This is a genomic window from Ensifer sp. GW823-FHT05D09 (genome assembly GCF_058795755.1).
Genome location: NZ_JBXAIA010000001.1, coordinates 772,685 through 786,124, shown reverse-complemented (window position 1 = coordinate 786,124; position 13,440 = coordinate 772,685). Strand labels below are relative to the sequence as shown.

The 13,440-nt window shown below is 61.1% G+C and carries 10 protein-coding genes; 4 read left to right on the top strand and 6 right to left on the bottom strand.

The genetic code is table 11. From position 1 onward, the window contains the following. Positions 1-73 precede the first annotated feature (73 nt). On the top strand, positions 74-523 hold the full coding sequence (locus AC1Q80_RS03880; RefSeq protein WP_492359666.1) for a nucleoside deaminase: 450 nt from the start codon (positions 74-76) through the stop codon (positions 521-523). A 14-nt stretch (positions 524-537) separates the two neighbouring features. On the opposite strand, the gene AC1Q80_RS03875 is transcribed toward AC1Q80_RS03880, so the two are convergent. From AC1Q80_RS03875 to AC1Q80_RS03855, 5 genes are all read right to left on the bottom strand, one after another. After that, positions 538-1,017: a GNAT family N-acetyltransferase gene (locus tag AC1Q80_RS03875; protein WP_492359665.1), complete on the bottom strand. Its 480-nt coding sequence runs from the start codon at positions 1,015-1,017 to the stop codon at positions 538-540. 3 nt (positions 1,018-1,020) lie between these two features. Then, the gene (locus AC1Q80_RS03870) at positions 1,021-1,641 is read right to left on the bottom strand and encodes a hypothetical protein (RefSeq protein WP_492359664.1); all 621 of its coding nucleotides are present in this window, start codon (positions 1,639-1,641) and stop codon (positions 1,021-1,023) included. A 129-nt stretch (positions 1,642-1,770) separates the two neighbouring features. Further along, a complete protein-coding gene (gene ileS, locus AC1Q80_RS03865; protein ID WP_492359663.1) occupies positions 1,771-4,680 on the bottom strand; it encodes an isoleucine--tRNA ligase in 2,910 nt (969 codons plus the stop codon). A 342-nt stretch (positions 4,681-5,022) separates the two neighbouring features. Beyond that, positions 5,023-6,006 (bottom strand): bifunctional riboflavin kinase/FAD synthetase, encoded by a 984-nt coding sequence (locus AC1Q80_RS03860; RefSeq protein WP_492359662.1) that lies wholly within the window; start codon positions 6,004-6,006, stop codon positions 5,023-5,025. A gap of 13 nt (positions 6,007-6,019) precedes the next feature. After that, a complete protein-coding gene (locus AC1Q80_RS03855; RefSeq protein WP_173419131.1) occupies positions 6,020-6,868 on the bottom strand; it encodes a TIGR01459 family HAD-type hydrolase in 849 nt (282 codons plus the stop codon). 494 nt (positions 6,869-7,362) lie between these two features. On the opposite strand from AC1Q80_RS03855, the gene groES reads away from it, so the two are divergent. The 3 genes from groES (at position 7,363) to AC1Q80_RS03840 (ending at position 10,466) form a co-directional block, all read left to right on the top strand. After that, positions 7,363-7,659, top strand: coding sequence for a co-chaperone GroES (gene groES, locus AC1Q80_RS03850; protein ID WP_004675403.1), 297 nt, complete (start codon positions 7,363-7,365; stop codon positions 7,657-7,659). 62 nt (positions 7,660-7,721) lie between these two features. Then, the gene (groL, locus tag AC1Q80_RS03845; RefSeq protein ID WP_173419130.1) at positions 7,722-9,359 is read left to right on the top strand and encodes a chaperonin GroEL; all 1,638 of its coding nucleotides are present in this window, start codon (positions 7,722-7,724) and stop codon (positions 9,357-9,359) included. 660 nt (positions 9,360-10,019) lie between these two features. Further along, entirely contained in the window at positions 10,020-10,466 is a 447-nt protein-coding gene (locus AC1Q80_RS03840; protein WP_173419129.1) for a hypothetical protein, read from the top strand. Positions 10,467-10,542: 76 nt separating this feature from the next. Here the strand turns inward: AC1Q80_RS03840 and AC1Q80_RS03835 are convergent, their stop codons facing one another. Further along, on the bottom strand, positions 10,543-13,341 hold the full coding sequence (locus AC1Q80_RS03835; protein ID WP_492359661.1) for a bifunctional diguanylate cyclase/phosphodiesterase: 2,799 nt from the start codon (positions 13,339-13,341) through the stop codon (positions 10,543-10,545). Between the last annotated feature and the right edge of the window lie 99 nt (positions 13,342-13,440).

Genomic DNA, 13,440 nt, shown 5'->3' with positions numbered 1-13,440 from the left:
TTGTGTTGCCTGCCTTTTGCGGCTGTCCTATCAGGTCAAAGCCCGTGGGTTAAGAGAAATTATTGTTTGAGCGATGGCTGATACGACACGCTTCATGGATGCGGCCCTCGAAGAGGCCAAAAAAGCGGGCCAGCGCGGCGAAGTGCCGATCGGCGCCGTCATCGTTTTCGATGGCGAGATCATCGCGCGCGCCGGAAATCGGACCCGGGAACTCAACGATGTAACCGCCCATGCCGAGGTCGTTGCCATCCGCGAAGCATCCATCGTGCTCGACGATGAGCGGCTGTCCGGCGCCGACCTCTATGTCACCCTGGAGCCATGTACGATGTGCGCGGCGGCAATCTCCTTTGCCCGCATCCGTCGCCTCTATTATGGCGCCGAAGACCCCAAGGGCGGTGCTGTCGACAGCGGCGTGCGCTTTTATGGCTCGCCGACATGCCATCACGTCCCCGACGTCTATTCCGGGCTGGCAGAGCGCGAAGCCGCGGACATTCTCAGGGATTTCTTTGCAGGGAAACGCTGAGGCGAGCGAACCTCTCAGCCGGCTGCAAAGGACTCCAGTGCCGGGCCTGCGAGCCGATAACGCGTCCACTCCGACATCGGCTCGGCGCCAACAGCCTCGTAAACGCGGATTGCCGGCTCGTTCCAATCGAGAACGCTCCACTCGAAGCGGCCACACCCTTCCTCGACGGCGATCTTGGCGAGATGCTTCAAAAGCATCTTGCCGGCGCCGGAGCCGCGGCAATCCGGTGTGACATACAGGTCTTCGAGATAGAGCCCCTTGCGGGCCTGCCAGGTGGAATAGTTGTAGAACCACATGGCGAAACCGGCCGGCTTACCGTCCTTCTCGCAGATCACTGCGCGGGTGAGCGCACCTGGACCAAAAAGCGAGGCCTGTATCAATTCGACCGTCGCTTCGACCGCGTCCGGTTCCTTCTCGTAGATGGCAAGTTCGGTGATGAAGCGCAGAATGGTTTCGGCGTCTTCCGGGCGGGCGTCGCGAATGCTGATCGTCATGGCTTAGAAGGGCCAGTACCACTTGCTGCCGGAATCCTTGACCTGGGCTTCCTTCTTGCGACGGCGTTCCTTGGTCTTCTCCGGCTCACCCAGATCGGTCTCCGCGCCTTCCGGCAGACGCCGGTAATCAAGCGGCGGGTCGCTCAGGAATCGGCGCTTGTCGGAATAGGCGCCCATCTCGATCTTGCGGGCCTCGCGATAAGCTTCCTGCTGCTCCTTGGCCGAAAGACGGCGACCATTGGCGCTGGCCTTGGCGAGCGGCGAAACATAGTTCGGGTTATTCTTGTTGGCGTCGGCTTCTTCGCGCAGGCGGTTGCGTGCTTCTTCTGGAGACTCGACCCACTCCGGGTTAGCTTCGCGGGTGGCAAGCGATTTCTGCGGCTCCACGAGGGCCGTCTGCTGGCCGGACGGCGGCAGCACCAAGCCAGGGCGGGGCTGATACTTGACCGGAGCACCGCTCTTGGGAGCAATGCTCACAGCGCTTCCGAGATCGTCCATCAGCTGCTCGCCGGCGGTCTTGTCGGTGCCGTAGGTCGGGCCGCCGATGCAGCCGGAAAGCACCAGGCCGCTCGCCATGATGGCGGCAACGCTAGCAAACAGTCGCAACTCTCGCGTCATTTCCATGAGATTCCTTCCAGCCGGCCACCGTCACCTGCGCGGCCACTCAGCGCCCATGGCGGAGAAATCCGCCAAATTTCGGGCAGGTTTTACCGGATGAATGCAGTAAGCGCAATTCATCCGGTAAATGATCCCTTAAGCCTTGAAGCCAAGTTCCCGAAGTGCGGCAGCATCACGGGCAGACACCTCAGGGTAGAGTGCGTCCGAACCGACATCGGTCGTGATCCGCCAGGAGCGGGCGCACTTGCGGCCGACGGCCGACTTCGGCAGGACGCTGACCTTGGCGACCTCAGGCAGACGGAAGGCGTCGGCAGGGCCCTCGCCCACTTCCACCGTGATTGACGAGGTGATGCAGATCTCGGCGAAATCTTCGCCTTCGAGCGCCTTCAACAGCTCCGGGTCGGCGATGTAGACGACGGGAGCCGCCTCAAGCGACGAACCGATGCGCTTTTCGCGACGTTCGATTTCCAGCGCACCCGTGACGACGGTGCGGACAGCGCGGATCTTTTCCCACTTCGCCTCGAGAGCGTCGTTCTTCCATTCCGCCGGGATCGCCGGGAACTGCTCGAGATGAACCGAAACCGCATCGGGCTTGCGCGACAGCCAGGCTTCTTCGCAGGTGAATGGCAGCATCGGCGCCAGCCACAGCACGAGGCTATCGAACAGCTTGCGGATGACGGCGAGCGCCGAGCGGCGGCGAAGGCTCGAGGGTGCGTCGCAATAGAGCGCGTCCTTGCGCACGTCGAAATAGAAGGCGGAAAGCTCGACGTTCGAGAAATCGATCAGCGAGCGGGCGATCCGCTTGAAGTCGAAAGCATCGTAGCCTTCGCGAACGACCCGATCGAGCTCGGCCAGGCGGTGCAGCATCAGCTTTTCCAGCTCGGGCAGTTCGGCGTAGGCGATCTCCTCGCCCTGGTCGTGCGCCAGCGTGCCCAGCATCCAGCGGATGGTGTTGCGCAGCTTGCGATAGGCGTCGATGTTGGTCTGAATGATCGTCTTGCCGAGACGCTGGTCTTCCCAGTAGTCCGTGGTCATCACCCAGAGACGCAGGATGTCGGCGCCGGCATCCTTCATCACCTCTTGCGGTGTGACCGTGTTGCCCTTCGACTTCGACATCTTCTCGCCCTTCTCGTCCATGGTGAAGCCATGGGTGACAACGGCGTTGTAGGGCGCACGACCACGCGTCGCGCAGGATTCGAGCAGCGACGAGTGGAACCAGCCGCGATGCTGGTCGGAGCCTTCGAGGTAGACGTCGGCCGGCCACTTCAGATCCGGACGATCTTCGAGCGTGAAGGTGTGGGTCGAGCCCGAGTCAAACCAGACGTCGAGAATGTCCATGACCTGGTGCCACTTTTCGTGGTCATGGTCGTTGCCGAGGAAGCGGTCCTTGGCACCATCAGCGAACCAGGCGTCCGCACCTTCCTGCTCGAAGGCTTCGAGGATGCGGGCGTTGACCGCTTCGTCGACGAGGATTTCGCCCTGGTCGTCGGCAAAGATCGCGATCGGCACGCCCCAGGCGCGCTGGCGCGACAGCACCCAGTCCGGACGTCCCTCGATCATCGCCCGCAGGCGGTTCTGGCCGGCACCCGGCACGAAGCGGGTGTCATCGATGGCAGACAGCGCGCGCGAACGCAGCGTCGTGCCGTCGCCGAAGCCCTTGTCCATGTAGACGAACCATTGCGGCGTGTTGCGGAAGATCACCGGCTTCTTGGAGCGCCAGGAATGCGGGTAGGAGTGCTTCAGGCGGCCACGCGCAAACAGAGCGTGACGGCCGATGAGCGCCTTGATGACGCGATCATTGGCGTCGCCCTTCTTGCCCTTGTCGTCGAGCACGCGACCGGCACCGCCTTCGGCGTCCGGGCCGAAGCCGTGGGCGTCGGCGGTGAAGTAGCCGGCGTCGTCGACGGTGAAGGGGATTGCCGAGGAGATGCCGCGTGCTTCGAGCGCGCGAGCGTTATCCATCCAGGCGTCAAAGTCCTCGCGGCCGTGGCTGGGTGCCGTGTGCACGAAGCCGGTGCCGGCATCGTCGGTGACATGGTCGCCGTCGAGCAGCGGCACCTTGAATGCGTAACCGCCACCCAGGCCATGCAGCGGATGCGCGCAGGTGACAGCCGCCAGTTCGACGCCTTCGATATCACGGACGAAATTGAAGGTGAGCTTGGCCTTGGCGGCAGACTCGTCGGCCAGGCGCTTGGCGAAGATCAACTTCTCGCCCGGCTGCGGACCGAAGTCGTTTTCGGCGGTCGCAACCTCATAGAGGCCGTAGGCGTAACGCGAGGAGAAGGCGATCGCGCGGTTGCCGGGGATGGTCCAGGGCGTGGTCGTCCAGATCACGACGAAGGTGCCGGCCAGATCTGCCGCACCTTCAGTGACCGGGAACTTCACCCAGATCATGTCGCTCTCGACGTCGGCATACTCGACTTCGGCTTCGGCGAGCGCCGTGCGTTCGACGACCGACCACATCACCGGCTTGGAGCCGCGATAGAGCTGGCCCATCTTGGCGATCTTCATCAGTTCGCCGGCGATGCGGGCTTCCGCGTGGAAGTTCATCGTGGTGTAGGGATTGTCGAAGTCGCCCTCGATACCGAGACGCTTGAACTCTTCCGCCTGGATCTGGATCCAGCCAGCGGCAAAGTCGCGGCATTCCCTGCGGAATTCGTTGACCGGGACCTCGTCCTTGTTCTGGCCCTTCTCGCGATACTTTTCCTCGATCTTCCATTCGATCGGAAGGCCGTGGCAGTCCCAGCCGGGCACGTAATTGGCATCGAAACCGCGCATCTGGAACGAACGGTTGATGACGTCCTTGAGGATCTTGTTCAGCGCGTGGCCGATATGGATGTTGCCGTTGGCATAGGGAGGGCCGTCGTGCAGCACGAATTTCTCGCGACCGGCGGCCGAGGCACGCAGCTTCTTGTAGAGGCCCATCTTCTGCCAGCGGGCAACCGTTTCCGGCTCCTTCTGCGGCAGGCCGGCGCGCATCGGAAACTCCGTCTGCGGCAGGTAGAGGGTGGAGGAATAGTCGATCTTCTCAGCGGTCTCTGTCATGGTCTTTGCAATCATCTTTTCCGCGCGGATCATCGCGCATGCGAAAGGGTGGTATCTGGCGCATGACCCGGAAATCGGGATCGATCTTCGGAAAGGATCATGCGCAGCTTCAAAGTGTTAGAGCGACTTGGCGCGCCCAGGAGACGCGCGGCGCTCTAGAGATGACTGGGGCGTTTGAAACGCCAAAATCCCGGACCTTCCGGCGGCCTAGAGCGCGCGGAAAGCCGGGCCAATAATTCGCTGATCGATGGTCAGTCGACGGTGCCGGGTCATGGTGGCCGGTTGTTTAAGGCGTTTTCGGCCTTTTGAAAAGGTCCGCCGCTTCGGCACGGCGGATTTCTTTCAAGCAAAGTTGATCCGACGATCGATGTCGCTCAAGGGCGCAACGCCGGAGAGCAACGCCCTGGCCTCTTCCTCGTCCTGCCGGATCTGCGCCACCAACGGATCGAGCCCGTCGAACTTCAGTTCGTCGCGCAGGTGACCAAAGAACGAAACCGAACAGATTTCGCCATAGAGGTCACCGGAGAAGTCGAAGACGAAGGTCTCGAGCAACGCTTCGCCGTCACTGTCGACGGTGGGGCGCCGGCCGAAGCTGGCAACGCCGTCATGAAGCGAGCCGTGGGCCCTACGGAAGCGCACGGCATAGATGCCAGCCCTAAGCTCGACCTCGGGTGGCAACCGCATGTTGGCCGTGGGATAGCCGAGGGTCCGTCCGAGCTTCTTGCCGTCGATCACCTCCGCCTCGACCGTGTAGCGATAGCCGAGCAGACCGGCCGCATGGGAAACGTCACCCTGCCCGAGCAGCGAGCGGATGAAGCTCGAGGAGATCACCGAGGCGTTCTCGTCGCGGAAGGCATCGACCAGCGTGACGCCAAAACCATTGTCGCCGCCCGCAGCCATCAGGAAGGCGGGACCGCCTTCACGGCCCTTGCCGAAATGGAAATCGAAGCCGGTAACCACATGCGAGGCATGCAGCCATTCCAGGAGGACCCGATGGATGAAATCGGACGCGGAGAGCTCGGAGAAGGTGCGGTCGAACGGATACTCGATGACGGCACCGAACCCCATGCCTTCAAGGATACGGGCTTTGAGCGGCGCGGGCGTCAGCCGGAAAACCGGCGTATCCGGCCGAAAGACGGTGCGCGGATGCGGCTCGAAGGTCAACACCAGCGCGGGCACGCCGCGGGCCTTCGCCTCTTCCAGCGCCCGTTCCAGCACCGATTGGTGGCCGCGATGCACGCCATCAAAATTGCCGATGGCGACAACGCCGCCGCGCAGACGCTCGGGCAGCGGGTCGCGGGTTTCGTTGCGATGAAAAACCGTCATCTCAATCTTCCCGTCAGGCGAGCCTGGGCATCCACCATTTCGGCGAGGCGCCTTCCTTTTTCAGGAAGGCTGCAAGCTTCGCCTCGTCGGTCCGGCTTTCGTTCATATATTCCTGCGCGTGAATGCCGGCACTGATGTAGAGCAGGTCGAAGCCAGCATCCTGGGCGCCCTTGACATCGGTCGGCATGCCGTCGCCGATGGCAATGACACGCGTCAGATCGAGCCCGCCGCGAACGGCCTTCGCCTCCGTCAGAGCCGCGCGATAGATGGCGATGTACGGCTTTCCGGCGATGCGGGCTTCGCCGCCCAGTTCTTCATAGAGCTTGGCAATGGCGCCGGCGCAGGGGATCAGCCGATGTCCGCGCTCGACCACCAGATCAGGATTGGCGCAGATGAAGGGGATCTTGCGCTTGGCAAGGCCGGTCAGCGTCGCACGGTAGTGTTCCGGCGTTTCGGTCTCGTCATCATAGAAGCCGGCGCAGACGACGGTCTTGGCATCTTCCGACGAGACGATCTCTGTACCGAGCCCTTCGAGCAGCGGCAGATCGCGTTCGGCGCCGATGAAGAAGATCTTCTTGTCGGCAGCGGCGATCAACGCGCGCGTCACATCGCCCGACGTGACGATGCGGTCATAGGCTTCATCGGGAACGCCAAGTCCGCGGATCTGCACCTTGACGCCTGGGCTGGGCCTCGGCGAGTTGGTGATGAGCACGACCGTCAGCCCGGCCGCACGCGCCTCCGCCAGGGCTTCGCATGCGGACGCAAACGCCTGAACGCCATTGTGGAGAACACCCCAGACGTCACAGAGCACGACGTCATAGCGCCCTGCGATTTCCCGAAAACTGTTGATCCTTGCGGCCATGCGGGCTTCCTGCAAACTCGGTTTCCGGCTTGCATGGCAAGGAAGGGCCGAGAATACAAGCCTCGCATCACGAAAAACGCTGCCATTCCCAAGGATTCGACACGCGATCGCCGCTCGCGCGGAGAAGGCCGCTCGCAGCCCGCCAGACATCGAATGCGAACTGCTTCACAACAACCAGAAATCGCTGATCCAAAGCATCGCGAAGGCCACCGGACCGAACCTCGGTGCCTGGCAAAGCCTCCTGGACCGGCCTGCCCAAATTCCGACTGCTTCATGCCGTATGCAAGCCAACCTTCCGGCTCGGCCGCCGTTCGTTGCCTTTCCTGCGCCGCCGATAACCATGTCGCCTGAAATTTTTTGAACGGCCAATCCTTGACTCGCCTCGGACCCAGCCTTATCTCGGCCTCGCTAGCACTCGACAAATGAGAGTGCTAACACCCATCCATCGGGTCGATGAGCGATCCGTAATGTCATTTGATCGAGGGATTAGACTAATGGCAAGCACCAATTTCCGCCCGCTGCACGACCGCGTTGTCGTCCGCCGCGTCGAGTCTGAGGAAAAGACAAAGGGCGGCATCATCATTCCGGACACCGCAAAGGAAAAGCCGCAGGAAGGCGAAATCGTCGCTGTTGGCTCGGGCGCCCGTGACGAAAGCGGCAAGGTTGTCGCGCTCGACGTCAAGGCTGGCGACCGCGTTCTGTTCGGCAAGTGGTCGGGCACCGAAGTCAAGATCAACGGCGAAGACCTTCTCATCATGAAGGAAGCCGACATCATGGGCATCATCGGCTGATCAGCCGTCGTCCACACCTTTCCATGACAACCAATGGGCAATGAGCCCGGGAGTTTTCTCAAATGGCTGCAAAAGAAATTAAATTCGGCCGCACCGCGCGCGAAAAGATGCTGCGTGGCGTGGACATCCTCGCTGACGCCGTAAAGGTCACGCTCGGCCCGAAGGGTCGTAACGTCATAATCGACAAGTCCTTCGGCGCTCCGCGCATCACCAAGGACGGTGTATCGGTCGCCAAGGAAATCGAACTCGAAGACAAGTTCGAAAACATGGGCGCCCAGATGGTCCGCGAAGTTGCTTCGAAGACCAACGACATCGCCGGCGACGGCACCACGACTGCAACGGTTCTCGCCCAGGCGATCGTTCGCGAAGGCGCCAAGGCAGTTGCTGCCGGCATGAACCCGATGGACCTGAAGCGCGGCATCGACCTCGCTGTCGGCGAAGTCGTCAAGGATCTCCAGGCCAAGGCCAAGAAGATCAACACTTCGGAAGAAGTTGCACAGGTCGGCACGATTTCGGCCAACGGTGAGCGTCAGATCGGTCTCGACATCGCAGAAGCGATGCAGAAGGTCGGCAACGAAGGCGTCATCACGGTTGAAGAAGCCAAGACCGCCGAAACCGAACTCGAAGTCGTCGAAGGCATGCAGTTCGACCGCGGCTACCTGAGCCCCTACTTCGTCACCAACCCGGAAAAGATGGTCGCTGACCTCGACGACGTCTTCGTTCTCCTCCACGAGAAGAAGCTCTCGAACCTCCAGGCCATGCTCCCGGTTCTCGAAGCTGTCGTTCAGACCGGCAAGCCGCTCCTGATCATCGCTGAAGACGTCGAAGGCGAAGCTCTTGCAACGCTCGTCGTCAACAAGCTGCGCGGCGGCCTGAAGATTGCTGCCGTCAAGGCTCCGGGCTTCGGCGATCGCCGCAAGGCCATGCTCGAAGACATCGCCATCCTGACCGGTGGTACCGTGATCTCGGAAGACCTCGGCATCAAGCTCGAAAGCGTCACGCTCGACATGCTTGGCCGTGCGAAGAAGGTTTCGATCTCCAAGGAAAACACCACGATCGTCGATGGTGCCGGCCAGAAGAGCGACATCGAAGGCCGCGTTGCCCAGATCAAGGCTCAGATCGAAGACACCACCTCCGACTACGACCGCGAGAAGCTGCAGGAACGTCTTGCCAAGCTCGCTGGCGGCGTTGCCGTGATCCGCGTTGGCGGCTCGACGGAAGTTGAAGTGAAGGAAAAGAAGGACCGCATCGACGACGCCCTCAACGCGACGCGCGCTGCTGTTCAGGAAGGCATCGTACCGGGCGGCGGCGTTGCCCTGCTGCGTTCCTCCGTCAAGATCACTGTCAAGGGTGTGAACGACGACCAGGAAGCCGGCATCAACATCGTTCGTCGCGCTCTGCAGGCTCCGGCTCGCCAGATCGCTGAGAACGCTGGTGACGAAGCATCGATCGTTGTCGGCAAGATCCTCGACAAGGACCAGGACAACTTCGGCTACAACGCCCAGACCGGCGAATACGGCGACATGATTGCCATGGGCATCATCGACCCGGTCAAGGTCGTTCGCACCGCCCTTCAGGACGCAGCTTCGGTTGCTGGCCTCCTCGTCACGACGGAAGCCATGATTGCCGAACTGCCGAAGAAGGACGCTCCGGCAATGCCGGGCGGCATGGGCGGCATGGGCGGCATGGACATGATGTGATAGGGCGCCAGCCCAATCGCAGCACTGTCCATAAAGCTTCGCCATGCACTAAGAGCGGTTCAGCGCGTCAAGCGTGCTGAACGGGCGGCATGGACATGATGTGATAGGGCGAAAGCTCTGTCGCGGACCTGTTCAAGCAGATCCACGATGATCCATCCGGATCGGAAAGGGCGACCCTCGGGTCGCCCTTTCTTGTTTTGCGGGCAATCCGCGGGCTGCATCGGATGCGCACGCCTAAGCTGTCCGCACGAAAAATTACCCGGCGGCTGTAGCGGCACTAAAAAAGCGTTGAAGTCGAAAAAAAACGAACTATAACAACGCCCCAAGTGGACAGAGATTCACGAGAGACTGGATGGCGGGCCTAAAGAGAGCGAAAAATAGCTCAAACTTTTCATATTAACTGTGTGTCCAAGCTCTCTTTGAGAATATCACGCAAAGCATATAAGTATTTAATCGCAAATTAAGCCGGCCTTTCCTGCGAAATCATTTCGCTTGGCGAGCTACGTCACAGTTTGGTGACCTTTCCGTACAGAAAGACGCAAACGACTTATCGTGCGTGTTCTTCTTCCTATGGGTTGATGGTTGGCGAGGGTTGTATAGTGGGGATGTGCCCGCCTGGTCGAACGAAACTATTCGCCAGGGGCCGTGCTGGGGTAGACCGTGTTTAAGATCACGAGAACAAATTCAGTTCCCCTCGGTGTCCCGGGACAGATGCATTCCGGACTTCCGCATCAGGAATTCCTGGAACAGTTCTGTGTGTCCGAGGGCTGGTCGGGCGATCTGTCGACGGGCCTGTTCCGGCTCGGCGAAAAGGCGTCCGCGATCCATGGTCTCAACGAGAGCGAGTGCGGGCTGCTCAACTTCGTTCGCTGCTACGACCCCGCCGACCGCAATCACGTGCTCGAGCTTTTCGAGCAGGCGGCAACCAGTTGCTCGTCGTTCTGCTTTTCCACGACGATCAGCCTCGAAACCGGCCACAAGCAGCCGGTGTTCTGTATCGGCGAATCCTCCGGCCTCGAGGAGCGCTACTCAGGCACGATCCACGGCATCTTCTTCTTTCCACGCTTCCTCGTCGAAGGCGCCGGCAAGGCTCTGCTGCGCCAGTAGGCGCGCCTCGTCATTTTCGCACGGTTTGGCAACCGCGGGAGCGGCATCCCCGAGGGTAAGGCGCAATGGCGCCTCCTCAGGCCGCCGCGACCTTGGACTTGCCGGAAACGAGGCTTGAGATCGGCGCCGGCCGGCCGAGCAGGTAGCCTTGCGCTTCGTCACAGCCTTCCGCCTGCAGGATGTCGAGCTGCGTCTGTGTCTCGACGCCTTCGGCCAGAACAGGAACGGAGAGGCTCTGTCCGAGCGCGAGGATGGCACGGACAATTGCCTTTGCCTGCGGGCTTGCCTCGACTTCCCACATGAAGCTCTTGTCGAGCTTGATCTTGTCAAACGGGAAGGCCCTCAGCGTCTCGAGCGACGAATAGCCTGTGCCGAAGTCGTCGATCGCGATCGTGACACCCAGTTCCTTGATCTGGCGCAGGGTGAGCAGCGCACGCTCCTTGTCGTCGATGATCGTCGATTCGGTGATCTCGAGTTCGAGCCGCTTCGGGTCGAGGCCGGTCTCGGAAAGAACCGCTTCCACCAGGCTGACAATGTCGCCGTTGGCGAGCTGGACCGGTGAGAGATTGACGGCGATCTTGTGGGCACTTTGCCATCCTGCCGCTTCACGGCAGGCCTCGCGCAGAACCCATTCGCCGATCGGCAGGATCGCGCCGCACTCTTCTGCAAGCGGAATGAACTCGTTCGGTGGCACCATGCCGCGCTCCGGATGGTTCCAGCGCAACAGCACTTCATAACCGATGACGTCGCCTGACATCACTGACTTCTGCACCTGATAATGCAGTGCCAGCTGCCTCTTCTCGATCGCATCCCACAGATCGTTGGCAAGGCTGCGCCTTTGGCGCGCCGCCTCATCCATCGACACCTCGTAGAAGCAGACGGTCTGGTTGAGCGCCGCCTTGGCGCGGTACATCGCAAGGTCGGCATTGTTGATCAGCGTTTCCGCCGTCTCGGCGTCCTGCGGATAGATGGCGACACCCATGCTACCACCGGACTTCAACTCGAAATCGCCGAAGCGCATTTCCTCATGCAGGCTCTTTTCGATGCGACGGACGAAGTCGTTGAGCTCCGACAGTTCCTCGAAGCGCTTGACGGCAGCAAACTCGTCGCCGCCGAAGCGCGCCACGAATTCGCCCTCCTGGAGCAGCGACTTCATTCGCTGTGCGATCGTGACAAGCACAAAGTCGCCGGCGGCATGGCCGTGCAGGTCGTTCACTTCCTTGAACTTGTTGAGGTCGAGGCCGATGACGGCAACCTTGCGTGAGAACCAGGCAGCCGCGCCGAGTTCTTCTTCGAGGTAGCTGCTGAACTGCAAGCGGTTCGGAAGGCCAGTCAGGCTGTCGTGGCGGGCAAGGAACGAAATCTGTTCCTCGCTGTCGAGGCGCTCGGTGATGTCCTCGTACGTGCTGACCCAGCCGCCATCGGCAAGGGTGCGGTGCTTGGTCAGGATCGAGCGTCCATTGGGCAGCTTTTCGACGATGTCGCCACCGCCCTTGCCGACCATATCGACGCGATGCTTCTGATAGAGTTCGTCGGACTTGGCCCGCGCGATTGCCGGATCGGAGTATGTCCGGGCAAAGACCTCATCCAGAATCTGATGGAACGTCAGTCCCTTTCCGGCGAGCGTTTCAGTGAAGCCGAAGATCTCGCGGCAGCGCCGATTGGACAGCAACAGACGGTCGCCGCTGTCGAAGAGGCAGATGCCCTGCGACATGTTCTCGAGCGCGATGTCGAGGTTCTTGCTCACTTCGGCGATGTGATCCGCATCGGCCCTTTGCTTGGTGATGTCCTTGACGATCTTGATGAAACCCGCATGGGTCCCATCGTCGTGCAGGAACGGGTCGAGCACCACATGCGCCCAGAACCGGGTGCCGTCCTTGCGGTAGCGCCAGCCTTCGCACTCGAACTTGCCGTTGGCGCAGGCTTCGTCGAGTGCCCGCTGCGGCAGCCCTACCCGCTGGTCTTCAGGCGAATAGAAACATGCGAAATTCAGGCCGATGATTTCGTCGGCAGTATAGCCCTTGTTGGCTTCGGCTCCGGCATTCCAGCTCGCAACGTTGCCTTTCACGTCGAGCATGTAGATGGCGTAATCCTTGACGCTGCGCACGAAACGGGCGAATTCGCGTTCGGAAGCGGCGGCCGAAAGCTCGGCATGGTGTGCGAAGCCGGCGGCAAGCAAAACCGTCGTCAGCAGGAAGAAGGCGGTTCCGGCGATGACGAAGGCCAGAAAATGCGGCTGTATCATGCCTTGGGGCGGCGCCAGCAGAAAATCGGCCTCGATCGTCACGGCGCCCATGGCGGTGAAGTGCAAGGCGACGATGCCGAGCGTCATGAACAGCGTTGCCAGAACCTTGGCCTTCAGCGGTCGACCGACGAACGCGATGGTCCGCAGTGCGCCGATATCGAACAGCGAGCCGGCCACGATCGAGGCAAATACCAGCGTCCAGTCCCAGCGGATGCGACCGGGAACATCGAGTGCTGCCATGCCGAGGAAATGCATGCAGGCCACACCGAAGCCGAGAACGATACCGCCGGCGATCCAGGAGACAGCCCCCTGCGCATAGGTGGCGATCAGAAGCGCCATCGTCGTCAGAACGACCGCGACGGCCAGCGACAGGGCCGTCAGATCGATCTGATAGCCGAGCACGACGCCCGGATCATAGGCAAGCATCGCGATGAAGTGGGTTGCCCAGATGCCGAAGCCGCTGGCTATGCCGGCAGCTACCGCCCAGATCGCCCTCGCCTTGCCTGCAGATGCACGCCCTCGCTGCAGCAAGGTCACGGCACCGTAGCTTGAGAGGAAGCAGATCAGGGCAGCGAGCACGACCAGCTTGAGATCATGCTCGACCACGAGGCATGTGAGAACCTTGAACATCGCCAAACGCCTAAATGAAACTTCTGGTCCGAAAGTGGATTCCCACTTCCGGTTCATCGCTTCTGTTGGCGTCCTGCCATTTAAGGAATGGTGAAAGTC